The sequence below is a fragment of the Streptomyces canus genome, from assembly GCF_030816965.1.
Classification (GTDB): domain Bacteria; phylum Actinomycetota; class Actinomycetes; order Streptomycetales; family Streptomycetaceae; genus Streptomyces; species Streptomyces canus_E.
This window is the reverse complement of record NZ_JAUSYQ010000002.1, coordinates 1,444,475-1,467,776: the sequence shown is the minus strand read 5'-3', so window position 1 is coordinate 1,467,776 and position 23,302 is coordinate 1,444,475. Positions and strand designations below refer to the sequence as shown.

21 protein-coding genes are annotated in these 23,302 nt (G+C 71.9%); 12 read left to right on the top strand and 9 right to left on the bottom strand.

All coding sequences use genetic code 11. The annotated features are described in order from the left end of the window. The first annotated feature begins 11 nt into the window (after positions 1–11). On the top strand, positions 12–2,309 hold the full coding sequence (fabD, locus tag QF027_RS07865; protein ID WP_307073639.1) for an ACP S-malonyltransferase: 2,298 nt from the start codon (positions 12–14) through the stop codon (positions 2,307–2,309). Between the two features lie 68 nt (positions 2,310–2,377). On the opposite strand, the gene QF027_RS07860 is transcribed toward fabD, so the two are convergent. Further along, positions 2,378–3,580: a glycosyltransferase gene (locus tag QF027_RS07860; protein WP_307082316.1), complete on the bottom strand. Its 1,203-nt coding sequence runs from the start codon at positions 3,578–3,580 to the stop codon at positions 2,378–2,380. Between the two features lie 188 nt (positions 3,581–3,768). Between QF027_RS07860 and QF027_RS07855 the strand changes: the two genes are divergently transcribed. Continuing rightward, positions 3,769–4,419 carry a 4'-phosphopantetheinyl transferase family protein gene (locus QF027_RS07855; protein ID WP_306984821.1) on the top strand — a complete coding sequence of 217 codons (651 nt, stop codon included), beginning with the start codon at positions 3,769–3,771 and terminating at the stop codon, positions 4,417–4,419. A gap of 120 nt (positions 4,420–4,539) precedes the next feature. Beyond that, the gene (locus QF027_RS07850; RefSeq protein ID WP_306984823.1) at positions 4,540–5,733 is read left to right on the top strand and encodes a winged helix DNA-binding domain-containing protein; all 1,194 of its coding nucleotides are present in this window, start codon (positions 4,540–4,542) and stop codon (positions 5,731–5,733) included. A 388-nt stretch (positions 5,734–6,121) separates the two neighbouring features. On the opposite strand, the gene QF027_RS07845 is transcribed toward QF027_RS07850, so the two are convergent. After that, entirely contained in the window at positions 6,122–6,430 is a 309-nt protein-coding gene (locus QF027_RS07845; RefSeq protein WP_373432407.1) for a hypothetical protein, read from the bottom strand. A 293-nt stretch (positions 6,431–6,723) separates the two neighbouring features. On the opposite strand from QF027_RS07845, the gene QF027_RS07840 reads away from it, so the two are divergent. After that, positions 6,724–7,002, top strand: coding sequence for a type II toxin-antitoxin system Phd/YefM family antitoxin (locus tag QF027_RS07840; protein ID WP_059207614.1), 279 nt, complete (start codon positions 6,724–6,726; stop codon positions 7,000–7,002). A 53-nt stretch (positions 7,003–7,055) separates the two neighbouring features. On the opposite strand, the gene QF027_RS07835 is transcribed toward QF027_RS07840, so the two are convergent. After that, positions 7,056–8,042, bottom strand: coding sequence for an ABC transporter permease (locus QF027_RS07835; RefSeq protein WP_307073638.1), 987 nt, complete (start codon positions 8,040–8,042; stop codon positions 7,056–7,058). A gap of 124 nt (positions 8,043–8,166) precedes the next feature. Here QF027_RS07835 and QF027_RS07830 point away from each other — a divergent pair, with 124 nt between their 5' ends. From QF027_RS07830 to QF027_RS07795, 8 genes are all read left to right on the top strand, one after another. Continuing rightward, positions 8,167–8,817 carry a TetR/AcrR family transcriptional regulator gene (locus QF027_RS07830; protein WP_307073636.1) on the top strand — a complete coding sequence of 217 codons (651 nt, stop codon included), beginning with the start codon at positions 8,167–8,169 and terminating at the stop codon, positions 8,815–8,817. An 88-nt stretch (positions 8,818–8,905) separates the two neighbouring features. Next, positions 8,906–9,208 carry an urease subunit gamma gene (locus QF027_RS07825; protein WP_010355509.1) on the top strand — a complete coding sequence of 101 codons (303 nt, stop codon included), beginning with the start codon at positions 8,906–8,908 and terminating at the stop codon, positions 9,206–9,208. Between the two features lie 8 nt (positions 9,209–9,216). Next, on the top strand, positions 9,217–9,528 hold the full coding sequence (locus QF027_RS07820; RefSeq protein ID WP_062046975.1) for an urease subunit beta: 312 nt from the start codon (positions 9,217–9,219) through the stop codon (positions 9,526–9,528). Continuing rightward, positions 9,521–11,242 (top strand): urease subunit alpha, encoded by a 1,722-nt coding sequence (locus tag QF027_RS07815; protein ID WP_307073634.1) that lies wholly within the window; start codon positions 9,521–9,523, stop codon positions 11,240–11,242. The genes QF027_RS07820 and QF027_RS07815 overlap by 8 nt, the downstream gene beginning before the upstream one ends. Continuing rightward, a complete protein-coding gene (locus tag QF027_RS07810) occupies positions 11,242–11,916 on the top strand; it encodes an urease accessory protein UreF (protein ID WP_307073633.1) in 675 nt (224 codons plus the stop codon). Before QF027_RS07815 ends, QF027_RS07810 begins: the two co-directional genes overlap by 1 nt. A gap of 116 nt (positions 11,917–12,032) precedes the next feature. Then, positions 12,033–12,710: an urease accessory protein UreG gene (ureG, locus tag QF027_RS07805; RefSeq protein WP_306984846.1), complete on the top strand. Its 678-nt coding sequence runs from the start codon at positions 12,033–12,035 to the stop codon at positions 12,708–12,710. Beyond that, positions 12,707–13,474: an urease accessory protein UreD gene (locus QF027_RS07800; RefSeq protein ID WP_306986780.1), complete on the top strand. Its 768-nt coding sequence runs from the start codon at positions 12,707–12,709 to the stop codon at positions 13,472–13,474. Before ureG ends, QF027_RS07800 begins: the two co-directional genes overlap by 4 nt. A gap of 126 nt (positions 13,475–13,600) precedes the next feature. After that, on the top strand, positions 13,601–15,214 hold the full coding sequence (locus tag QF027_RS07795) for an alpha/beta hydrolase (RefSeq protein WP_307073631.1): 1,614 nt from the start codon (positions 13,601–13,603) through the stop codon (positions 15,212–15,214). A gap of 58 nt (positions 15,215–15,272) precedes the next feature. Here the strand turns inward: QF027_RS07795 and QF027_RS07790 are convergent, their stop codons facing one another. The 6 genes from QF027_RS07790 to ddaH form a co-directional block, all read right to left on the bottom strand. Further along, positions 15,273–16,298, bottom strand: coding sequence for an NAD-dependent epimerase/dehydratase family protein (locus QF027_RS07790; protein ID WP_373431082.1), 1,026 nt, complete (start codon positions 16,296–16,298; stop codon positions 15,273–15,275). Positions 16,299–16,372: 74 nt separating this feature from the next. After that, complete coding sequence (locus QF027_RS07785; RefSeq protein ID WP_306984852.1) at positions 16,373–17,098, bottom strand: lysophospholipid acyltransferase family protein; 726 nt, start codon at positions 17,096–17,098, stop codon at positions 16,373–16,375. 236 nt (positions 17,099–17,334) lie between these two features. Further along, positions 17,335–18,594 (bottom strand): PP2C family protein-serine/threonine phosphatase, encoded by a 1,260-nt coding sequence (locus QF027_RS07780; RefSeq protein ID WP_306984854.1) that lies wholly within the window; start codon positions 18,592–18,594, stop codon positions 17,335–17,337. Positions 18,595–18,652: 58 nt separating this feature from the next. Continuing rightward, positions 18,653–21,085 (bottom strand): SpoIIE family protein phosphatase, encoded by a 2,433-nt coding sequence (locus QF027_RS07775; RefSeq protein ID WP_306984856.1) that lies wholly within the window; start codon positions 21,083–21,085, stop codon positions 18,653–18,655. Positions 21,086–21,194: 109 nt separating this feature from the next. After that, positions 21,195–22,415 carry an ornithine--oxo-acid transaminase gene (gene rocD, locus QF027_RS07770; RefSeq protein ID WP_307073629.1) on the bottom strand — a complete coding sequence of 407 codons (1,221 nt, stop codon included), beginning with the start codon at positions 22,413–22,415 and terminating at the stop codon, positions 21,195–21,197. Then, positions 22,412–23,224, bottom strand: a complete 813-nt coding sequence (ddaH, locus tag QF027_RS07765; protein WP_306984860.1) for a dimethylargininase — start codon at positions 23,222–23,224, stop codon at positions 22,412–22,414. Before ddaH ends, rocD begins: the two co-directional genes overlap by 4 nt. Between the last annotated feature and the right edge of the window lie 78 nt (positions 23,225–23,302).

Sequence of the window (23,302 nt, the reverse complement as noted above, 5' to 3'; positions counted from 1 at the left end):
AGGAGAGACGAATGACGCTGGCGCTGCTCTTCCCCGGCCAGGGATCGCAGGCACCGGGAATGGGGGAGAGCGACCTCGACGCCTTCCCCGAACTGGTGCGGGAGGCGGACGGCATCCTCGGATACTCGGTGCGCGACCTCTGCGCCGGCCGGGATCTGCGGCTGCGCGACACACGCTATGCGCAGCCCGCGCTGTTCGTGACCGGCGCGCTCGCCGCGCGGGCACGCTTCGCAGACGCTCCGCAGCCGGCGTTCCTCGCCGGTCACAGCCTCGGCGAGCTCACGGCCCTGCATGTCGCCGGATGCTTCGACTTCGCCACCGGGGTACGGCTGGCGAAACGGCGCGGGGAGCTGATGGCGAGCGCGACCGGCGGGGGCATGACCGCGGTGCTCGGGATGCGCGTGGAGCGGCTGCGTGAGCTGCTGGCGGAGTCGGGCGAGGAGAGCGTCACCCTCGCCAACCACAACCTCCCGGACCAACTGGTGCTCTCGGGCCCGAAGGACGCGCTGCGCAGGATCACCCCGCTCCTCGCCGCGGACGGACGCGTACGCTGCGTTCCCCTGAACGTCGCCGTCGCCGCCCATTCACGCCACATGGAGCGGGCGGCCCAGGAGTTCGCCCACACCCTGCGCGGCATCCCGATGGCCGCCCCCGAGGTGCCGGTCATCGCCAACGTGACCGCCGAACCCTACGGGCCAGACGATGCCGCCGAGTTGCTGACCCGTCACCTCGTCAGCCCCGTCCGCTGGTGGGAGACGCTATGTCTGCTCGCGGACAGCGGCGTCGACCGGATCGAGGAGATCGGCCCCGGCGAGGTCCTCACCACCATGTGGCGCAAGGCCGGACCGCATCTCAGCGCCCGCTCCGCCGCCGACGTCCACGCCCTCCCGACCACGGTCGTTCCGCCGACCCCGCCACCACCCCCGCCCACGGTCCGGCCCGAGCACCCCGTCCGGTTCGTCGCGGGGGGCCAGGAACACCTGGGCAGTGAAGCCTTCCGCCGCGACTACGGCACCGCCCACGCCTACGCGGCCGGCTCCCTCGCGGACGGCGTGTCCGGCCCCGCCATGCTCGCCCGCCTGGCCGCGCGCGGACTTCTGGGCTTTCTCAGCACCGTCGGGCGCGGCATCCAGGACATCACCGAGGACCTGGAGCGGCTGACCGACGTCGCGGGCCCGTACGGCCTGGCCCTGCCCTCGACGGCGGCGACCGCGCGGCACCTGGACGACGTCGTACGGCTCGGCCTCGCCCGCGGTGTGCGCCACGGCGAGGCGTCCGCCGCCGCGGGGGTGAGCGAGCCCCTGGTGCGATGGCGGTTCACCGGAGCCCGTCGCGGCCCCGACGGCACACCCGCCCCGGGACGCCAACTGCTCGTCAAGGTCGCCCGGACGGCACAGGCCGACGCGTTCCTGAGCCCAGCGCCGCCCGCACTGATCCGGCGCTTGGTCGCCAGGGGCGAGCTGACCGAGGAGGAGGCGTGGGCCGCGGAGCGTCTGCCCGTCGCCAGTGACGTGTGCGCCGAGGCCGGACCTGGCTGGCTCACCTCCGACTTGGCGGGCCCGGTACTGCTCCCCGCGGTGATCGCGCTCCGGGACAGGGCCCATCTCCGCCACGGGTACGCCGAGCCGCCGCGGGTCGGCGCCGGCGGGGGGCTGGGGGAGCCCGGCAGCGTCGCCGCCGCGTTCCTGCGCGGCGCCGACTTCATCCTGACCGGCTCCGTCAACCAGGCCTCGCCACAAGCCCGTACGTCCACGGCGGTCAAGGAGCTGCTCGCGGGTCTCGGCGTCGACGACACGGCGCAGGCGCCCGCGGAAACCCTCTTCGAACTCGGCGGCCGCACCCGCGTCGCCACCGGCGGCACGCTCTTCGCCGCCCGCGCCGACGCCCTCTACCAGGCATACCGCGGGCACGCCTCCTTGGAGGCGCTCGATGCCACCACCCGCAGCCGGTTCGAGGACACCATCTTCAAAGAGCCCCTCAGCGCCGTGTGGGAGCGTCTCCGCGAGGACCTGGCACCCGAACAGCGCGCCAGGGCGGACCGCGATGAAAAGCACCGCATGGCCCTCGTCATGCGCGCCTACCTGACGCGCGCCACCCGGCTGGCCCTGACCGGCGACCCCCGAGGGCGCCGCGATTACCAGATCCCCTGCGGTCCCGCGATGGGCGCCTTCAACGACTGGGCCCGTGACACCCCTCTCGCCGCCCCCGAGAACCGGCACGTCGACGCGATCGCGCTCGCCCTGCTGGAGGGCGCCGCCGAACTCGGCGTGGTCTCCCGGCCGGCCGCCCGTACACCGTCCGCCGCATGACGAAGCTCCCCCGACAGGTCCGGCGAACCTGTCGGGGGAGTCCGTAGGCCTTGGGAAATACGTGAAGGTCAGCCCACGGTGTGATCCCGCACCATGCCGGTCAGGGTCGCCGCCACCTCGGACGGTGCCGGCTGCCCCAGCATCTCCTTGCGCAACCGCCCGGCCACGGCCGCGTAGGAAGGGTCGCCCAGGACAGTTCGCACCCCGGCCACCACCGCCTCCTCGCAACCGGACGTCGCGGGCACATGCACCGCCGCGCCCACCGACGCGAACCGCTCGGCCATGAACGGCTGATCGGCGATGGCGGCCGCCACCACCTGCGGCACCCCGCAGAATGCCGCCGACATGGCACTGCCCGCGCCCCCCTGATGCACCAGCACGTCACTTCCGGGCAGCAGCGCGTGCAGCGGCACGTACTCGGCGAACACGGCGTTTCCCGGCAGCGGTTCAAGCCCACGCCGTTGCTCCCCGGTCCCGGCCACCACGACCTCCGCGTCGAGCTCCGCAAGACCCTCCAGCAGGGTGGGGAGCGAGACGGAGTCCTCACCACGCAGCCTCCGGGCGCTTGTGCCCATCGTCACGCAGATACGCCGCCGCTCCGTCGGCTCGGCGACCCAGGCCGGCGCCACCAAGGGGCCGTTGTAGGGCACGTACCGCAGCGGCAGCCCCTTGACCGAGGGAAGCTGGACGCTGGGCGGGCAGGTGTCCAGGCACCAGTCGCCGCCCCAGGCGCTGTCCACCCCCGTCACCTCGACGCCGTGACGGCCGTAGAGGGACGTGAGCCACTTCTCGGCGACGCCCGGTGACGTGGCCTCCGCCGCCTCCCGCATCCGGGGAAACATGTCCGGCCCGTACACGAGCCGTGCGCTGGGCAGGCCGAGCAGGTGGGCCGCGATGGGCCCGGCGAAGGTCATCCAGTCCCACACCACCAGGTCCGGGCGCCAGGCGCGGGCGAACGACGTCACCCCCTCGACCATCGCCTCCGCCAGCACCTCCATCCGCACGGTGGTGGAGCGCCACATCCGGGCGTAGTCGGGCGGTGCCCCCTGCGGCGGCAGCTGACCGACCGGCATCCCCGCGCGCGCCCTGACCTCCGGCGACAGCAGGTCGGCGTCCTCGCCGACCACCACGCCCGTCAGACCCGTGGCACCGAGCCGGTCCGCGAGCGCGGGCTGGCTGACCAGCCGGACCTCGTGCCCGGCCGCGGCGAAGGCCCAGCCGAGCGGAACGAGGTGGTAGAGGTGCGTGGGCCATCCCCAACTGGTCAACATAACGCGCACGTCCGCCACCGTCCTTCGTCTCGGGTCAGCCGACCGCCCGGAGGACCGGGCCGTGTGTCCGCGCCGACGGTAGGCGCCGCCCGCCCCGCGCACTGCTCAATCCGGCACACCCGAAGCCGCGCGCCGAGCGCTATCGTCCTGCCGTCCAGGGCCACCGCCATCTCGGGAGGGCGGCACTCTTGCTGGAGCGGATCCTGCCCACGGAAGTGGCATGTGCCGAGGCGTTCGACGATCCGCCGGGCCAGTGGCTCTTCCCGGAGGAAGCGGCCGTGATCAGCGGGGCGGTGGCGCGCCGCCGCGCCGAGTTCACCACCGTACGATCCTGCGCCCGGCGCGCACTGGGCACGCTCGGCGTCCCGCCCGTCCCGCTGCTGCCCGGCGCACGGGGCGCCCCGCGCTGGCCCGCGGGCATCCGCGGCAGCATGACCCACTGCGAGGGCTACCGGGGCGCGGCCGTCGCGCTCGCCGCGCCCACCCGTTGGCTGGGTGTCGACGCCGAGCCGAACGCACCGGTCGGCCCCGCCGTGCTGGACATGATCGCGGGCCCCGCCGAACTGATCCACCTCGCGGCTCTGGACCAGCTGCCAGGAGCGCTCGTCCACTGGGACCGACTGCTGTTCAGCGCCAAGGAATCGCTCTACAAAGCCTGGTTCCCGATGGCGGGCTGCCTGCTCGACTTCCTCGACGCGGAGGTGGAATTGCACGTCTGCGGCACGTTCACGGCACGCGTGCTCACCGCACCGCCGACGGCACCCGCCGCTGTCCCCCGCCGCTACGAGGGCCGCTGGCTGCTGTCGGACGGCTTCCTGTGCACGTCGGTGGCGAACTGATCGAATGAGCCCCCAACCCTCTGCGCAGCCGCCCCAGTTGATCCTTTCGGACCAGTTCGCCCGTACGCTTTCCCTCTCGTGGAAAAGCGGGACAGAGCACGACACGAAGGAGTGACGGACATGCGGCGTATCGACGTGGCGGAACGACGGGCCCGGCTCGGCGTACGGCACCGGCTGGCGGTCGCCGCCCGCGCGAAGGACCCCGTCGGGGTGGCAGGCGACCTCGTCGCGCTGCACAGCACCGACCCCTCCTCCGTGTACCTCGCCACCTGGGCGCGGACGAACGGTGGTTCGGTGCGGGACGTGGAACGCGCCCTGTACGAGGACCGATCCCTCATCCGGCTGCTCGGCATGCGCCGTACCGTCTTCGTGACCACCCTCGACGTGGCCCCGGTGATGCAGGCCGCCTGCTCGCAGGCGGTGGCCGCGCGCGAACGCCGCAAGCTGCTGGGGTTCCTGGCCGCGTCCAAGGTCGCCGACGACGATGCCGGAGTACGCGCCTGGCTCGCCGAGACGGAGGACATCGCCGTGCGCGCGCTCGCCGCGCGCGGCGAGGCGACGGCCGCCGAACTCGCCGGTGACGATCCCCGCCTCAGTACCACGGTCGTCCTCGCGGCGGGCAAGAAGTACGAGGGCACGCAGAAGGTCGCGAGCAGACTGCTGCTCCTGCTCGCCGCCGAGGGCCGCGTGGTGCGGGCCCGACCGCGCGGCTCGTGGACCTCGCACCAGTACCGCTGGGCACCGCTGACCGACTGGTCACCCGGCGGTCTCGCCGAGTTGGACACCCACGAAGCGGAGGAAGAGCTGGCCCGGCGCTGGCTGCGCGCCTACGGTCCAGCCACGGCGGACGACCTGCGCTGGTGGGCGGGATGGACCAAGACACAGGTCAAGCGCGTGCTGACAGCACTCAAGCCGGTCGAGGTCGATCTCGGCGCCGGCACGACGGGTCTGCTCCTGCCCGACGACCTGGAGGAGACCGAGCCGCCGGAGCCGTGGGCCGCGCTCCTGCCGGCCCTCGACTCCACCCCCATGGGCTGGCACGAACGCGACTGGTTCCTCGGCGACCACGGCCCGCGCCTCTTCGACCGGGCCGGAAACATCGGCCCCTCGCTGTGGTGGGACGGCCGCATCGTCGGCGGCTGGGCCCAGGACAGCAGGGGTGAGATCGTGTGCCGCTTCTTGGAGGACGTCGGTACGGACGCCGAGGCGGCGGTGCGCGCGGAGGCGGAACGCCTCGCCGTCCCCCTGGGCGACGTCAGGCTGAGCGCCCGCACGCGAGGGCGTACGTGGCTGGAGGATGAGCTGGCGGGGTAGCGCCAGGGAGGCCGGAGCGAGGTTGGGGTCGGCCGGCACCGGCCCCATCTGCTTGGCGTCGCGGCCGGAACGAGGACGGTCTGGGCCCGGTCTCGCCACTCACCCAGTACCAGCAGCCGGCGAACGGCAGGACACAGAAGGCCGGCAGATCGATTCCGCACGGTATGGGCTTACGGGACCGCCCGCGCGCATCACCCCGAGGCGCGACTTCCCATTCGAAATCCCTCTCTGCTCCGACGAGCCCCGCCGCCCGCGGCCCGGGATCCCCGCACGTACGCCCCGATCGCCGATACCTTCTCGTCTGACGAGGTGGCTGCCCTGGCACGCGAGCACGGGCTCGTCTGCTACGACCCTCAGGGAGAAACCTTGCGGGTCTGACGGTCGCCGTTCACAATCCGGCGCCTTGTCCGGCCACGCCCTCCGAGAGCGGGAACCGACCCGGCACCGGCTCGACCAGCCGCCCTCGGGCCACCATCCGCTTCGCCTTCGACCGCAACGCCTCCACCTTCGCCGGCACCGCCTCCAGGCCGAAGCAGACGGCCATCTCCTGACAGGAGCGCGAACCTTGACCAAGTCGGTCCCGGTCGGCAAGGACCCGCAGGATGCGCTGGTAGTCCACCGACAGCGCCGACCAGGCCAGTCCCGCGCGCCACATCGGCACCGACTTCGACTTCACCGATTCCGAAGGCCCGCCCATGCCCACCACGGCTTGCCGATATGGAGGCTGGGTGGAGATCCGCCCAGCCTCCGGTGCGTCGACGGGCAAGCACCCGCCCGGCCGGAGTTCTGCGCAGGGCCGGTCGGAGCGGGGCGTTCCGCCGCACCGGAGACCTGTCAGGATCAGTGCGACCAGATAGTTCTTCGTCTCACCTCGTCTCACACATTTCTCACAGACGAGAGCGCACGGGAGCACGCGAGAGCCCCTGACCTGGAACTTTGATGTCGTCACAGACCACGGTGAACCAGATAGGCGCGCCGTAAGCTAGGGGTATGGCCTACGAGATTCCGGTGACGCAAGCCAGGGCTGAACTCGCCGACCTGATCAACCGGGTGGTGTACGGCGGTGAGCGCGTCGTCGTCACACGGCATGGAAAGCCGCTGGTCGCCCTGGTCTCCGCGGCTGACCTCGAACAGCTGGAGGAGCTCCAGAAGCCCGTCGAGGAGCAAGTGGTCAGTGCGGTCTCGACCGTGCGGGAGGTGGCGTCCGCTCCCCGCGAACAGCAGCGGTTCGGTATCGCGGCGCATCACCGGGGGACCGGCGCCTCGTAGCGACGCGGGCGCCCCCGACCGTCCGGGCCGGGGGCGTGGAAGAGCGGGTCCGGTCAGCCGACGGGGGTGAGTTCACGCTCGGTGGTGGCAGGCGTGGCGCCCTTGGCCCGCGCCTTCAGCGCGTTCCCGAGGATCACGGCGCCCAGGCCCAGCGCGGCCCACCAGGTGAGGGTCAGGACAGGTCCGGTCGCCGCCGCGCCGTCGAAGAACGACACCGAGCGCAGCAGGGTCGCGCTCGCGCCCGGCGGCAGCCACTGGCCGATCGTGCCGACGGGGTCGGGCAGCAGCTGCGGGGCCGTGGCGGCACCTGAGAACGGGTTGCCGAGGAACATCACCAGGAGCGCGACCACGCCGATCCCGGAGGGTCCGACGACGGCGGCGAGTCCCGCCATGGCCGCGCTGACCGCCAGGCTCGACAGCGCGAACGTCCCGGCCTCCGCCCACCAGTTCCCGGTCAGGATGCCGAGCCAGCTGTGGGCCAGTGCGGCCGCGAGGGCGCCCACCAGTGCGGCGCTGACGACCAGCGCGGCCACCGCGCGGAGTCCGCGCAGCCCGAGGAACGTCACCACGGCGCCCGCGATGATCCCGGCGAGGGCCAGCGGCAGCACTGAGCTGCTCAGGGCCGCCCCCCTCGGGTCGGACGCCGGGGTGGGGGCGACGTCCACCGTCCCCACCCCGGTGCCGCTCGCGGCCGCCTGCCGGCCCACGGCCTGCTGGAGGAGCTGGGCCACGACCGGGCTCGCGGCCGATGCCGTGAGCAGCTCCGGGCCCTGCGCGGTCGCGACGACCGCGCCGTATACGGTCCGGTCCTCGATCGCGGTCCGCGCGGCCGCCTCGTCGGCGTAGTGATGAATCTCGAAGGCGCCCTCGTGCTGCCGCAGCTGTTTCTCCATCTGTGCGGTCGCGGCGGCCGGCCCGGCCACGCCGAGCGGCAGATCGCGAGGGGCGGTGCGGGCGGCGGGCCAGGCGAAGGCCCACAGCGCCAGGGCGGCGAGCAGCGGCACGAGGACGACGACCGCGAACGTGCGACGGGTGGACATGAGGGTCCTCTCCGGGGCCTGGTGGTCCCGTTAAAAAGAAGGATCGTTCGTTTTTGCTTCGGTTCACACCGTCCCGCCGTTGCCGCGGCTTGTCAAGAAGGAATGTTCGTTTTAGTTTGGGGTCATGGCTCGCGTATCCCAGGCACACCTCGACGCCCGGCGTCGGCAGATCCTCGACGGCGCCGCGGTCTGCTTCGCCCGCAACGGCTTCCACGCCACGTCCATGCAGGACGTCCTGAAGGAGGTCGACCTCTCGGCCGGGGCCGTGTACCGCTACTTCAGCGGCAAGGAGGAGCTCATCGGCGCGATCGTCGGGGAGGTGCTCGCACAGGTCCACGAGGGTTTCGAGGAGGCGGCCCGCAGCAGCCCGCCCCCGCCTCCGGACCTTCTGGTGGCCTCCGTGCTCAGCCGTGTCCTCGCCACCAAGGAGTCCGTGACCGTGGACGGGCGGCCGGCGTTCCCGCGGCTGGTCGTCCAGGTGTGGACCGAGACCCTTCGCAACGAGGAGCTCGCGGCCCTCCTGTGCGAGGGCTACGGCGCCGTGCGCGAGACCTGGACGCGGATCGTAGGGGCGTACCAGGAGGCCGGAATCATGCGGTCGGACGTGCCCCCGGACGACGTGGCGCGCACGATGATGGCCGCCGCGATGGGCTTCCTCGCCCAGCAGGCTCTGTTCGGACCGGCGCCCGCCGAGGCCCTGCGGGACGGTCTACGGGCGTTGATGAGCATGCGGGACCCCAGCTTGGTTAACGTGCCTGAAACCGGATCCAACTAGCCTGCGGATCCACGCCACCAGGGACTTTGCCCCGGGGCTGCGGCAGCCGGACCCCGCACGGTCCGGAGCGAGGACTGTGAGGTGGGACGTGCAACTGACCCCGCACGAGCAAGAGAGGCTGCTCATCCACGTGGCGGCCGACGTGGCCGAGAAGCGCCGGGCCCGCGGGCTCAAGCTCAACCACCCCGAGGCGGTCGCCCTCATCACGTCGCACATCCTCGAGGGCGCGCGTGACGGCCGTACCGTAGCCGAGCTCATGGCCTCCGGGCGCAAGCTGCTCACCCGGGACGACGTCATGGAGGGCATCCCCGAGATGATCCATGACGTCCAGGTCGAGGCGACCTTCCCGGACGGCACCAAGCTCGTCACCGTCCACGACCCGATCGTCTGAGGGGCCCCATGATTCCCGGAGAGATCCTCTTCGCCGACGGGCCGATCGCCTACAACGAGGGCCGCGAGGTCACCCGGCTGACCGTCCTCAACGCCGCTGACCGGCCCGTCCAGGTCGGCTCCCACTACCACTTCGCCGAGGCCAACCCGGGCCTGGAGTTCGACCGCGGCGCCGCGCGCGGCAAGCGGCTGAACGTCGCCGCCGGCACCGCCGTGCGCTTCGAGCCCGGCATCCCGGTCGAGGTGGAACTCGTCCCGCTCACCGGCGCCCGCGTGGTGCCGGGGCTGCGCGGGGAGACCGGAGGTGCCCTCGATGCCTGAGATCTCTCGTGCCGCCTACGCCGACCTGTTCGGCCCGACCACCGGCGACCGCATCCGGCTCGCCGACACCGATCTGCTGATCGAGGTCGAGGAGGATCGTTCCGGCGGTCCCGGACTCGCCGGTGACGAAGCCGTGTTCGGCGGCGGCAAGGTCATCCGCGAGTCGATGGGCCAGTCGCGTGCCACCCGCGCGGAGGGCACCCCGGACACCGTCATCACCGGCGCGGTCGTCGTCGACCACTGGGGCGTGGTGAAGGCCGACGTCGGCATCCGCGACGGCCGGATCACCGGCATCGGCAAGGCGGGCAACCCCGACACCATGGACGGGGTCCACCCGGACCTGGTGATCGGCCCGGAGACCGAGATCATTGCGGGCAACGGCAGGATCCTGACCGCCGGCGCCATCGACGCCCACGTCCACTTCATCTGCCCGCAGATCGCCGACGAGGCGCTGGCGTCCGGGGTGACCACCCTGGTCGGCGGCGGTACCGGCCCCGCCGAGGGCTCCAAGGCCACCACCGTCACCCCCGGCCCCTGGCACCTCGCCCGGATGCTCGAGGCGATGGAGCAGTACCCGCTCAACATCGGCTTCCTCGGCAAGGGCAACACCGTCTCGCACGAGGCCATGCTGTCGCAGATCCGCGGGGGCGCGCTCGGCCTGAAGCTGCACGAGGACTGGGGCTCGACGCCCGCCGTCATCGACGCCTCGCTGACCGTCGCCGACCGGACCGGCATCCAGGTCGCCATCCACACGGACACCCTCAACGAGGCCGGTTTCGTGGGCGACACACTCGCCGCGATCGCCGGGCGGGGCATCCACGCCTACCACACCGAGGGCGCGGGCGGCGGGCACGCTCCGGACATCATGACCGTGGTCTCCCAGCCGCACGTGCTGCCCAGCTCGACCAACCCCACCCGCCCCTTCACCGTCAACACCGCCGAGGAACACCTCGACATGCTGATGGTGTGCCACCACCTCAACGCGGCGGTGCCCGAGGACCTCGCCTTCGCCGAGTCCCGCATCCGGCCCACGACCATCGGTGCCGAGGACATCCTGCACGACCTGGGCGCCATCTCGATCATCTCCTCCGACGCCCAGGCCATGGGGCGCGTGGGCGAGGTCATCATGCGCACCTGGCAGACCGCGCACGTCATGAAGCGGCGCCGGGGAGCGCTGCCGGGGGACGGGCGGGCCGACAACCATCGCGTACGGCGCTATGTCGCCAAGTACACGATCAACCCCGCCGTCGCCCAGGGGCTCGCTCACGAGGTGGGCTCGGTGGAGACGGGCAAGCTGGCCGACCTCGTGCTGTGGGAGCCCGCGTTCTTCGGCGTCAAGCCGCATCTGGTGATCAAGGGCGGGCAGATCGCCTACGCGCAGATGGGCGACGCGAACGCTTCGATTCCGACCCCGCAACCGATCCTTCCCCGGCCGATGTACGGGGCGATCGGACGGGCTCCCGCGGCCAACTCCTTCAACTTCGTGGCGCCACTCGCGATCGAGGACGGCCTGCCGGAGCGACTCCAGCTCGGGAAGCGGTTCGTGGCCATCGAGTCGACGCGCGGGGTCACCAAGGCCGACATGCGGGAGAACGACGCGCGGCCCGACGTACGGGTCGACCCCGACAGCTTCGCCGTACACATCGACGGGGAGCTGGTGGAGGCCACGCCGGCAGCCGAACTGCCCATGGCCCAGCGTTACTTCCTCTTCTGATGTCCAGGGCTGCACTTCTGGTCCTGGCCGACGGCCGGTTCCCCGCCGGAGGGCACGCGCACTCCGGCGGGGCCGAGGCGGCCGTCAAGGCGGGGCGGATCACCGGGGCGGAGAGTCTGGAGTCCTTCTGCCGCGGGCGGCTGCACACGGTGGGGCTGGTGTCCTCGGCGCTCGCCGCGGCGGCCGTGCTCGGCGTGTCTCCCTCGGAGCTGGACGCGGCCGCGGATGCGCGTACGCCGTCGCCCGCACTGCGGGTTGCCGCGCGGAGACTGGGGCGGCAGCTCATGCGGGCCGCCCGGGCGACCTGGCCGTCGACTGAACTCGACGCGGTGGCACGGGAGTTCCCCAAGGGCGCCCACCAGCCCGTCGTGCTGGGCCTGACGGCTCGGGCGGCCGGGCTGGAGGCCGTGGACGCGGCGTACTGCGCGGCGTACGAGAGCGTGAGCGGCGCGGCGTCGGCGACGGTGAGGCTGCTGAGCCTGGACCCCTTCGACGCGACGGGCGCACTGGCGCGGCTGGCACCGGAGCTGGACCGCGTCGCGGGCCAGGCGGTGGAGGCGGCGCGGAGGGCTGTCGACGAGGGGCCCGACTCGTTGCCCGCCGCCTCGGCGCCCTTGCTGGAAATCGCCGCGGAAGCACATGCGGCATGGCCAGTACGCCTGTTCGCGTCGTAGGAGGGATCAGGCAACCCACTCAGGGGCGCGGGGCTGCATCCATATGCGGCTCCGCCGCGTGGGCGCGACCAGCCCCCACACACTCGCACCCGACCACGAAACCAGAGGAGCCGTACATGCACCTGGACCACCACCACGACGGCCCCGCCGCAGTGAGCGCCGACGCCCACCGCCCGGACGGCTCCCACCGAGCCCTGCGTATCGGCTTGGGCGGCCCCGTCGGCTCCGGCAAGACCGCCACCGTCGCCGCCCTCTGCCGGGCCCTGCGCGACGAACTGTCCCTCGCCGTCGTCACCAACGACATCTACACCCGCGAGGACGCCGAGTTCCTGCTCAGGGAAGCCGTGCTGCCCCCCGAGCGGATCACCGCGGTGGAGACCGGCGCCTGTCCGCACACCGCGATCCGGGACGACATCTCCGCCAACCTCGAAGCCGTCGAGGACCTGGAGGACGAGGTCGGCCCCCTGGACCTCATCCTCGTGGAGAGCGGCGGCGACAACCTCACCGCCACCTTCTCCAAGGGGCTCGTCGACGCGCAGATCTTCGTCATCGACGTGGCGGGCGGAGACGACATCCCGAGGAAGGGCGGCCCCGGCGTCACCACCGCCGACCTGCTCATCGTCAACAAGACCGACCTGGCCCCGTACGTCGGCTCCGACCTCGCGCGGATGGCCGCCGACGCCAAGGCCCAGCGGGCCGAACTGCCCGTCGTCCTCCAGTCGCTGCGCAGCGAGGCCGGGGTCACGGACGTCGCCGACTGGGTCCGGGCACAGCTCGCCGCGTGGACGGCATGACCGCGCCCGGGACCGGGGTACGAGCCACCGCGCGGATCGTCGCGCGGGACGACGGGCGCGGCGGTACGGCCCTGCCCGTGCTGGAGAGCGACGGGCCGCTGGCGCTGCGGCGGACCCGGGGGAGCGGTGCCGAGACGCGGGTCATGCTCGTCGGCGCGATGAGCGGGCCCCTCGGCGGCGACCACTTCACCGTGGAGGCCGACATCCGGGAAGGCGCTCGACTGCGCCTCGGATCGGCCGCGGCCACCATCGCCCTGCCGGGGCAGACCAAGGGCGAGGCCCGCTACGACGTCCGGCTCACCGTCGCCGACGGGGGCGAACTTCACTGGCTGCCCGAGCAGTTGATCTCCGCCGGGGGCAGCGATCTGTATGTCACCACACGGATCGACCTCGCGGCGACGAGTCGGCTCGTGCTGCGCGAGGAGCAGGTCCTCGGACGGGCGGGGGAGGAACCCGGGCGGCTCAGCAGCCGGCTCGTGCTGCGCGTCGCGGGACGCACCGTGCTCGACCAGGAACTGGCCTGCGGGCCCGGGGCACCGGGCGGCTGGGACGGGCCGGCCGTGCTCGCGGGACATCGGGCCGTCGGTCAACTTCTCGTCGTACGACCGGAGTTCGCCGACGAGCCGGTGACGGCACAGGTGCTCGGCGAGGGCGCCGCCCTCGTACCGTTGGCAGGGCCCGCCGCGCTCGTCACCGCCGTGGCCCCGGACGCCCTGCTGTTGCGCCGGGTGCTGGACGAGGCGCTGGCGATCCTTAGCGTCTAGTCCGCCCAGCGAACGACCCCTTCCGTTTATCGGATTGGCAAAGAAGAGACGCATCCCCTGTTCACAAGGTCTGCACAGCCACGAGGATCCCCGTACGAATCGAAACGACGTAGGGGGAGGTCCCTCTTGAGGGAGACGAGACCGAAGTGGCGGACAACCGCACTCGGTTCGGCCGGAGTACTCATCACGGCCACACTCATATCCGGTGCTGTCGCGGCACCCGCGTCCGGCGCCAACACGCAGGCCGCTGCCGGCCGGCACGGACAGGACCGTGCGTCCGTCGGTGCCGCGATCGCCGCCGCCCGTGCCGCGAAGGCCGGTATCGACTGGGCCGACTGCCCCGCCGACTGGGGGATCGCGAAGCCCGTCCAGTGCGGCTGGGTCAGCGTGCCGCTGGACTACACCAAACCGAACGGCAAGCAGATCAAGCTCGCCGTCGACCACATCGGCAACACCGGCACCAAGGCGGAGCGTCAGGGCGCCCTCGTCTACAACCCGGGCGGACCCGGTGGCTCCGGCATGCGCTTCCCGCTCCGCGTCACGACCAAGAACCCGATCTGGGCCAACGCGGCCAAGGCGTACGACTTCGTGGGCTTCGACCCGCGCGGTGTCGGCCACTCCGCGCCCATCTCCTGCATGGACCCGCAGGAGTTCGTGAAGGCGCCCAAGATGGACCCGGTGCCGGACTCCGAGGCCGACAAGCGCGCCCAGCGCAAGCTGGCCCGTGAGTACGCCGAGGGCTGCGCCGAGCGCACCGGCACGGCGATGCTCCAGCAGATGACCACGCCCAACACGGTGCGCGACCTGGACGTCATCCGCGCCGCACTCGGCGAGAAGAAGCTCAACTACCTGGGCGTCTCCTACGGCACCTACATCGGCGCCGTCTACGGCACGATGTTCCCCGGCCATGTCCGCCGCATGGTCGTCGACAGCGTCGTCAACCCGTCCCGGGAGAAGATCTGGTACGAGGCTAACCTCGACCAGGACATCGCCTTCGAGGGCCGCTGGAAGGACTGGGAGGACTGGGTCGCCGCCAACGACGCCGCCTTCCACCTCGGCACCACCCGTGCCGCGGTCCAGGCGAAGTGGCTCGAACTGCGCGCCACCGCCAAGAAGAACCCCATCGGCGGGGTCGTCGGCCCGGCCGAACTGATCGGCTTCTTCCAGAGCGCCCCGTACTACGACTCCTCGTGGGTCCCGGTCGCGACGGTGTTCAGCAAGTACGTCGCCGGTGACACCCAGGCGCTCGTCGACGCGGCCGCCCCGGACCTGTCCGACACCGCGGGCAACATCTCCTCGGAGAACGGCAACGCCGTCTACACGGCCGTGGAGTGCACCGACGCCAAGTGGCCCACCAGCTGGAAGAAGTGGGACAAGGACAACACCGCGCTCGACAAGAAGTACCCGTTCATGACCTGGGCCAACGCCTGGCTGAACCTGCCGTGCGCCACCTGGCCGGTCAAGCAGCAGACCCCGGTCGAGGTCCGCACCGGCAAGGGACTGCCCGGCGTGCTCATCGTGCAGTCCGAGCGTGACGCGGCCACCCCGTACGAGGGCGGCGTCGAACTGCACAAGCGCTTCAAGGGCTCCCGCCTGATCACCGAGAAGGACGCGGGCTCCCACGGCGTGACCGGTCTGGTCAACCCGTGCATCAACCCGCGGGTGGACGCCTACCTGCTCACCGGCAAGCTGGACAAGGCCGACGTGACGTGCACCCCGCACGCCACGCCCAAGCCGTAGCAACTACCACGGGACAAGGCGGCCGGAGCCACCGGCCGCCTTTCTCATGCGCCGATTCTCATGCGCCGAGCGCGTCGAGATACGCGTCCTCCGCCGCGTAGTCGAACAGGTCGCCGTAGGTCTGGAACATCTTCGGGTACGCCTCCCGCCAGTCCCCTCCGGCCAGTTGCCCCTCGATCCAGGCGACGGTCTCCGGCAGCCGGTCCGCGTACCGCGCCACCACCGGTCGGTACCCCAACTCCCGTTCGGCGGCGGACATGTCGAAGACGACCGGCACCGGTACCGACCACGGCGTGTCCCCCACGGTCGGCGAGGGCGGTGGACCGTCGATCAGCACGCTCTCCGTCTCGACGCCCATCACCGAGTCGATCGCGGCGGCGATCTCCGCCACCGTCGGGGCGTCCGGGTCCACGGCGTTCAGGGCCCTGCTGCCGGGCTTCGCGGCGGCCAGCCGGACGAGTTCGGCGATGTTGTGGACGTTGGCCGGGTGGAATCGGCTCACGCCGCCGTACGGCAGGAGGCGCCGAGGCCGGCCGTCCAGGTTGCGCTTGACGAAGTACAGCTCGCGCGGGGTCCGGCAGTGCGGTCCGTGGATCGCTCCGGCGCGCAGCAGTGTCGTGGGCAACCGGTCGCCCGCGGCGAGGAGTTCACGCTCCAGGCCGGCCTTGCGGGTGCTGTACGAGGCCTCGCCGGGCGCGATCGTCCGCTGGTCCTCCGTCACCCACACGGGGAACTCGGGGAAGCCCTCCGGCTCGCCCTGGGTGTCGAAACTACGGCCCTTGTCGTCCTCGTACACCGACACGCTGGAAATCACCACGGCCGACCCCACCCGGTCGGCCAGCGACACCAACTGCCGTGCATGCACGGGTCCGTAGGCGACCATGTCCACCAGGACCTCGCAGCCGTCGCCCACCGCGGCGGCCAGCGCCGAGTCGTCCTCCCGGTCGGCCCGCGCGGTACGCACCTGCGCGGGCCAGCCCTCGTCCCGTCCGCCGCCCCGGGAGACGGCCGTCACCTCCCAGCCGTCCCGGGCCAGCGCGCCCACGGCCGCCCGCCCGATCTGTCCCGTCGCTCCGATCACCACAGCACGTCGTGTCATGCGGCGACCGTACGGCGGACAACTCCGGTTCCTCCAGGGGGTTCTGCCGACGGCAGACCTCAGCTCAGCGGAATCCGGGGGAACTTGCGCTCCTTCTCCTTGCGCGCGGCGGTCTCCTCCGCCTTCACCACGGCCGCGTACTGGTCGACGTACTCCTGGTCGGACAGCTTCAGGATGGCGTACATGATCTCGTCGGTGATGGCCCGCAGGATCGCCTTCTCGTTCTCCATCCCGGCGTAGCGGGAGAAGTCCAGCGGCTTGCCGAAGCGGATCACCACCGGGTGGATGTTGGGGATGACCTTGCCGGGCGGCTGTGCCTCGAAGGTGCCGATCATCGCGCACGGGATCACCGGCACCTGGGCCTTGAGCGCCATCACCGCGACGCCGACCTTGCCCTTGTAGAGACGGCCGTCGTGGGAGCGGGTGCCCTCCGGGTAGATGCCGAGCAGTTCGTCCTTGCGCAGTACGCCGAGACCCTCGCGGATGGCGGCCTGGCCCGCTTCCTTGCCGGAGCGGTCGACCGGGATCTGCCCGGCGCTGCGGAAGAAGAAGGCGGTCAGCCGGCCCTTGATGCCGGGGCCGGTGAAGTACTCGGCCTTCGCCAGGAAGGTGATGCGCCGCTTGAGCACCGCGGGCATCAGGAAGTGGTCGGAGAAGGACAGGTGGTTGCCGGCGACGATGGCCGCACCCGACTCCGGGATGTGCTCCAGACCCTCGATTCGAGGCCGGAAAACCAGTCTCAGCAACGGCCCCAACAGCACGTATTTGAGCAGGTAGTAGAACAAGAGGGGGCGCTCCTCGGTCGGGCGGACGGCTCAACTCCGCGTTCTGGCTGGTCAACCGGCGTGAGGCGGGGCTGTCAGTGTAGGGGCAGGGCACGACGGCCGGAACAGGGCCGAACGCCGGACCAGCTTGGTGCCGGCGGGCGGAGCGCGGCAACCCGACCGGGCGCTGTGGCGTGAACCGCGGGGGTGGTCGGCCAAAGGGCCGCTCTTGATTCCCGGACGGGCTCCTGTCGCGTTCAAAGCCGTACGATGACCAGCGCCGTGTCGTCCGTGGCGCCGCCGGGCGGGAGCAGCTCCAGCAGGACCGCGTCCGCGAGGGCCTCGGGATCGTCCTCACGGTGCCGGGCGAGGGAGTCGGCGAGCCGGGCGAGCCCGGTGTCGATGTCCTCGCGGCGCCGCTCCACCAGGCCGTCGGTGTACAGGGCGAGGGTGGCGCCGCTGGTGAAGGTGGTCGCGGCCTGCACCCGGGGCATCGGGTCGGGACGGGCGTCGAGCGGCGGGTCGGTCGCCTTGTCCAGGCACTCCACCCGGCCGTCGGGGTGCACCAGCATCGGCGGTGGATGCCCCGCGCTGCTGTAGGTGAGGGTGCCGTGGTCGAGGTCGATGAACGTGGTGACCGCGGTCGCCGACTCGGCGCCGTCCACGACGTGGGCGTACCGGCCCAGCACGTCCAGGGCCTCGGCCGGACCCCCGGCCACCCGGGAGGCGGCGCTCAGGGCGCTGCGCAACTGGCCCATCACCCCGGCGGCCGGGAGCCCGTGGCCCACCACGTCACCGACCGAGACACCGACGCGGTGGCCGCCCACCAGGTCGACGAGGTCGTACCAGTCGCCGCACACGTTCAGGGTGCCGACCGCGGGCCGGTAGCGCACGGCGGCCCTGTGATGCAACGTCTGCCGGGAGGTGGGCAGCATGGCCTCCTGGAGTGTCAACGCGACCTCGCGGTCAAGGGCCTGGGCCTGCCGCAACCGTTCGTTGACCTCCTGGAGTTCACGGGCGCGGGTGTACAGCTCGGCCTCCAGGACCCGGTTCCGGTCGGCGCTCGGGCCGCCGCGGGCCCGGATCAGCTCGGTGACTTCCTCGACCCGGTGCACGAGCAGCTCGACGTTGCCGGCCGCGCCGAGGATCGGGGCGTTGCAGGGGCTCCAGTACCGCTCCTCCCACTCTCCCGGCCGACCGGGTGCCTCGACGTCGTACCGCTGTAGGGCCATGGAGTCGCGCTCGCCGGTCTCCAGCACCCGGCGCAGGGAGGCGGCCAGATTGCGCATACCGGTCGCCGCGGGGTCGTTCGGGTTGTCCGGGAAGACGTCGAAGAGATAGCGGCCCACGAGCTCCTCGCGCCGGCGCCCGGCCATGTGCAGGAACTCGGCGTTGACGTCCGCGTACACCAGGTCGGGCGTGAGCAGCGCGACCATGCCGGGCAGTGCCTGGAACACTGCTGCGTAGTCGATGGCTGCGCAGTCGCTGGAGTCGGTGTCGCTGGTTCTGTCGCTCATGGCTGCTGCCTCCCCGCCGGGATCGCACCATTTTCACACGGTATGCACGGGTCGGAGGTCAGTCCGGCGGTTCCTCGAGGGACTGCTCGGCCCAGATGATCTTCCCTTCGGGCGCGAACCGGGTGCCCCAGCGCTGGGCGAACTGGGAGACCAGCAGCAGCCCCCGGCCGCCCTCGTCCGTGGTGCGCGGGTGGCGCAGATGGGGCGCGGTGTCGCCGCTGTCGAACACCTCGCAGACCAGCGACCGCTCCCGGATCAGCCGCAGCCGGATCGGGCCGACCGCGTGCCGGATGGCGTTGGTGACCAGTTCGCTGACGACCAGTTCCGTGGTGAAGGCGAACGCCTCCAGGCCCCACTCCGTCAGCTGCCGGGACGCCGTCTTGCGGGCCTCGGCGACGAGGGCCGGGTCGACGGGCACGTCCCAGTCCGCGACCTGGTCGGGCCCCAGCAGCCGGGTGCGGGCCATGAGCAGGGCCACGTCGTCGTGCGGCCGGTCGGGGGCCAGGGCGTCGACCACGGCCCGGCAGCGCAGGTCGAGCGTGGGCGCGGACCTCTCCAGGGCCTGGCGCAGCCGGTCCCGGCCCGCGTCCACGGCCCACTCCTCGCCGTGGGCGAGCAGCCCGTCGGTGTGCAGTGCGAGCGTGCTGCCCGCCGCCAGGGCCAGCTCGACCGACTCGAAGGGGGGACCGCCGACGCCGAGCGACGGCCCCTGCGGAAGGTCCACGAAGGCGACCGTGCCGTCGGGAAGGATCACCGCGGGCGCGGGATGGCCGGCGGCGGCCATCGTGCACTGCCCGTCGACCGGGTCGTAGACGACGTACACACATCCGGAGCCCTGGGCGCTGTCGGTGTCCTCCGTCTCCGGCCCCACACCCTCCTCGCGCGCCGTCCGGGCGACCAGGTCGTCGAGGTGACCCAGCACCTCCTCGGGCGGCAGGTCCAGCGCCGCCAGCGTCCGTACGGCAGTCCGCAGCCGGCCCATCGAGGCGGCGGCGCCGATGCCGTGCCCGGGTACCTCGCCGACCACGAGGGCGACCCGCGCGCCGGAGAGCTGGATGAGGTCGTACCAGTCGCCGCCCAGGCCCGTCAGCTCGTCGGCGGGCCGGTAGCAGGCGCTCACCTCCACGGCGTCCTGCTCGGGCAGCCGGTGGGGGAGCAGACTGCGTTGCAGGACCAGCGCGGCCTCGCGCTCGCGCGTGTAGCGCCGGGCGTTGTCCACGCAGACGGCCGCCCGCGAGACGAGATCCTCGGCGAGGTTCAGGTCCCCCGCGTCGAAGGGTTCCTGGCGGCGCCGGCGGAAGAAGGTGGTGACGCCCAGGGTGACGCCACGGGCCCGGATCGGCACCACCAGTACGCTGTGCAGGCCCAGCTCGAGAAATGTGGCCTGCCGCCCGCCCGGTATGTCGGTCGCCCACTCCGCGGCCAGCGGGTCCAGGCGCTCCTCCCGCCAGGGCTCACCCGATGCGAGACAGCGCAGCGGGGGCGACCCGGGCCGGTAGGCGGCCACGTCACCGACCTCGACGACGGCCTCCGGAACACCCTCGTTCACCGACTGCTGCCCGGACCGCAGCAGCGGCACATGCGTGGTGGGTTCCGCTCCCCGCAGCACCGACTCCAGCAGGTCCACGGTGACGTAGTCGGCCAGCGCGGGTACGGCCACGTCGGCCAACTCCTGCGCGGTGCGCCGGATGTCCAGGCTGCGGCCGATGTACTCGCCGGCCCGGTCGAGCAGAGCGAGCCGCTGCCGCGCCCGGTGCCGCTCGGTGATGTCGACGACCGTGTAGTAGACGCCGATCGGGTGACCCCGGTCGTCGTCGATCCGGGTGAACGACATCGTGTGCGCGGTCTCGCGGTGCGGGGCGGAGCGGACCCGGCCGACGTGCTCGTACTCCACGATCGGTTCACCGGTCTCCAGTACGCGCCGCATCTGCGCCTCTATCGCCTCGGCGTCCAGGCCCGGCTGGATCTCCGCGAACCGCAGTCCCAGCCGTTGCTGGGCCGGGGCGCTGCCGAACTGTTCCAGGGCCGGGTTGGACCACACACAGCGCAGGTCCGTGTCCACGATCGCGATGCCGATGGGAGAGCGGGTGACCATCTGCTCCAGTACCTGGCGGCTCATGTCCCAGCCGGGGGCCTCCGCCATCTCGGACAGCAGCACCAGCCAGCGTTCCGAGTTGTCGGAGTCGTCGGCGACCGTGATCCGGACCATGACCGGGACCGGCCGGCCGTGTCTGTGCAGGGCGGTCAGCAGCCCCGCCCAACTGCCGTCGGCCCGGCAGCGTGCGGTGATCTCCGGCAGCCGGCGGGCGTCCTCAGGGGCGAGAAGGGCTGCGACGCTCTGTCCTACGGCTTCGGTGGCGGGGTAGTCCAGCAGGCGCTCGGCGTCCTTGGTCCAGCCGGTCACCGTGCCGTGGGCGTCGAGCAGCAGGGGCGCGGCATCGGCCACGTCGAACCGGTGCCGCGCGGTGCCGTGCTCCTCCTGAGCGCCCACGCCCGACCTCTCTGTCGCTGAGAGTGGTCTATCACCTCTTCGTCACATCTTCACCCGGTCTGGTGGAGTGCGCGGCCGGGGAGGGGGTCTGCCGTGGGGTGAGTGCGGGTCAGCGCCTGAGTACCTTTTCCAGTACTCCCAGTGCCGATCGCAGTTCCTCCGCCGTGATCGTCAGCGGCGGTGCCAGCCTGATCGTCGAGCCGTGGGTGTCCTTGACCAGGACGCCCTCGTCCATCAGCAGCTTGCTGACCTCGCGGCCCGTGCCGAGGGACGGGTCGATGTCGACGCCGGCCCACAGGCCCCGGGCGCGGAAGCCGACGACACCCTTGCCCACCAGCCCTGTCAGGCCGTCCCGCAGGACCGTGCCCAGGTCGGCCGCCCGGCGCTGGAACTCGCCCGTTTCCAGGAGCTCGACCACCGCCGTGCCCACCGCCGCCGCGAGCGGGTTGCCGCCGAACGTCGAGCCGTGTTCGCCCGGGCGCAGTACGCCGAGGACGTCACGGCGGGCGACCACCGCGGAGACCGGGACGATGCCGCCGCCCAGTGCCTTGCCCAGGAGCAGGACGTCCGGGACGACTCCCTCGTGTTCCACGGCGAGGGTACGGCCCGTACGGCCGAGGCCCGACTGGATCTCGTCCGCGATGAAGAGACAGCCCGTGCGGCGGGTCACCTCGCGGACGCCGGTCAGATAGCCGTCGTCCGGGATGACCACGCCCGCCTCGCCCTGGATGGGTTCGAGGAGCACCGCGGCCGTGGTCTCGTCGACCGCCGCCTCCAGCGCCGCCAGGTCGTTGTACGGCACGATCCGGAAGCCCGGCGTGAAGGGGCCGAAGCCCGCCCTGGCCGTCTCGTCCGTGGAGAACGACACGATCGTCGTCGTACGGCCGTGGAAGTTCTCCGCCGCCACCACGATCGTGGCCCCGTCGGCCGGGACGCCCCTGACCTCGTACGCCCACTTGCGGGCCACCTTGATGGCGCTCTCCACCGCCTCCGCGCCGGTGTTCATCGGCAGCACCATGTCCAGCCCCGTCAGCTCGGCGAGGCGCTCCGCGAACTCGGCGAGCCGGTCGTTGTGGAAGGCCCTGGAGGTCAGCGTCAGCCGGTCGAGCTGCCGGTGCGCCGCCTCGATCAGCGCCGGGTGGCGGTGGCCGAAGTTGAGGGCGGAGTAGCCGGCCAGCATGTCGAGGTAGCGGCGGCCCTCCACGTCCTGCACCCAGGTGCCCTCGGCACGTGCGACGACCACGGGCAGCGGGTGGTAGTTGTGCGCGAGGACCGGCTCCTCGGCACGGATGAGATCGGCGGAGGAACGCGTGCTTACGGGTGCGGTCATGAGCGGATCTCCTGGGTGCAGCACTTGATGCCGCCGCCGGCCTTGTGGAACTCGGAGAGGTCGACGGGGACGGGGACATAGCCGTGGTCGTCGAGGCGCACGGCGAGGGCCTCGGCCTGCGGAGCGATGAAGACGTGCCGGCCGTCGGACACGGAGTTCAGGCCGAACGCCATCGCGTCGTCACGGGTCGCGAGCACCGCGTCCGGGTACAGCCGTGCGAGTACCTCGCGACTGCCCGGCGAAAAGGCCTCCGGGTAGTACACGATGTTGGCGTCGTCGAGAACGAACAGCGCGGTGTCCAGATGGTAGAAGTGCGGGTCCACCAGCGTCAGGCTGATCACCGGGTGCCCGAAGAACTCCTGCACCTCGCGGTGCGCCTCCCGGGTCGTGCGGAACCCGGTTCCGGCCAGCACGTACCGGCCCGTCCAGACGAGATCGCCCTCGCCCTCGCAGACCGCGGCGGGGCGGTGGACGTCGTAGCCCGCCGTCTTGAACCACAGGTCGTAGTGCGTGGACTCGGGGCGCCGCTGGGGCGCGTGGAAGAGGGAGCCGAAGACGCGGCCGCCGACGACGACCGCCGAGTTCGCGGCGAAGACCATGTCCGGAAGACCGGGGACCGGCTCCACGGCCGCGACGTCGTGACCGTGCGCCTCATAGGTGCGGATCAGTGTCCGCCACTGCTCCTGCGCCAGGTCCACGTCGACATGGGTGTCGGGATGCATCCAGGGATTGATCGCGTACTGCACGGCGAAGTGTCTGGGTTCGCAGACGAGGAAACGCCGTCGGCGCGGCACACGGGAGTCGGTCACAGAGGGGTTCCTCCGCTTCCTGCGGTGTCGACTGAGGGTTGACACCAAGGTAGGAAGTGACGGTCACGCCCGACAAGG

Coding starts and splice junctions, on each gene's coding strand:
- fabD (WP_307073639.1), top strand. CDS start 12: ATGACGCTGGCGCTGCTCTTCCCCGGCCAGGGATCGCAGGCACCGGGA.
- QF027_RS07860 (WP_307082316.1), bottom strand. CDS start 3,580: ATGTTGACCAGTTGGGGATGGCCCACGCACCTCTACCACCTCGTTCCG.
- QF027_RS07850 (WP_306984823.1), top strand. CDS start 4,540: ATGCGGCGTATCGACGTGGCGGAACGACGGGCCCGGCTCGGCGTACGG.
- QF027_RS07845 (WP_373432407.1), bottom strand. CDS start 6,430: ATGGGCGGGCCTTCGGAATCGGTGAAGTCGAAGTCGGTGCCGATGTGG.
- QF027_RS07840 (WP_059207614.1), top strand. CDS start 6,724: ATGGCCTACGAGATTCCGGTGACGCAAGCCAGGGCTGAACTCGCCGAC.
- QF027_RS07835 (WP_307073638.1), bottom strand. CDS start 8,042: ATGTCCACCCGTCGCACGTTCGCGGTCGTCGTCCTCGTGCCGCTGCTC.
- QF027_RS07830 (WP_307073636.1), top strand. CDS start 8,167: ATGGCTCGCGTATCCCAGGCACACCTCGACGCCCGGCGTCGGCAGATC.
- QF027_RS07820 (WP_062046975.1), top strand. CDS start 9,217: ATGATTCCCGGAGAGATCCTCTTCGCCGACGGGCCGATCGCCTACAAC.
- QF027_RS07815 (WP_307073634.1), top strand. CDS start 9,521: ATGCCTGAGATCTCTCGTGCCGCCTACGCCGACCTGTTCGGCCCGACC.
- QF027_RS07810 (WP_307073633.1), top strand. CDS start 11,242: ATGTCCAGGGCTGCACTTCTGGTCCTGGCCGACGGCCGGTTCCCCGCC.
- ureG (WP_306984846.1), top strand. CDS start 12,033: ATGCACCTGGACCACCACCACGACGGCCCCGCCGCAGTGAGCGCCGAC.
- QF027_RS07800 (WP_306986780.1), top strand. CDS start 12,707: ATGACCGCGCCCGGGACCGGGGTACGAGCCACCGCGCGGATCGTCGCG.
- QF027_RS07780 (WP_306984854.1), bottom strand. CDS start 18,594: ATGAGCGACAGAACCAGCGACACCGACTCCAGCGACTGCGCAGCCATC.
- rocD (WP_307073629.1), bottom strand. CDS start 22,415: ATGACCGCACCCGTAAGCACGCGTTCCTCCGCCGATCTCATCCGTGCC.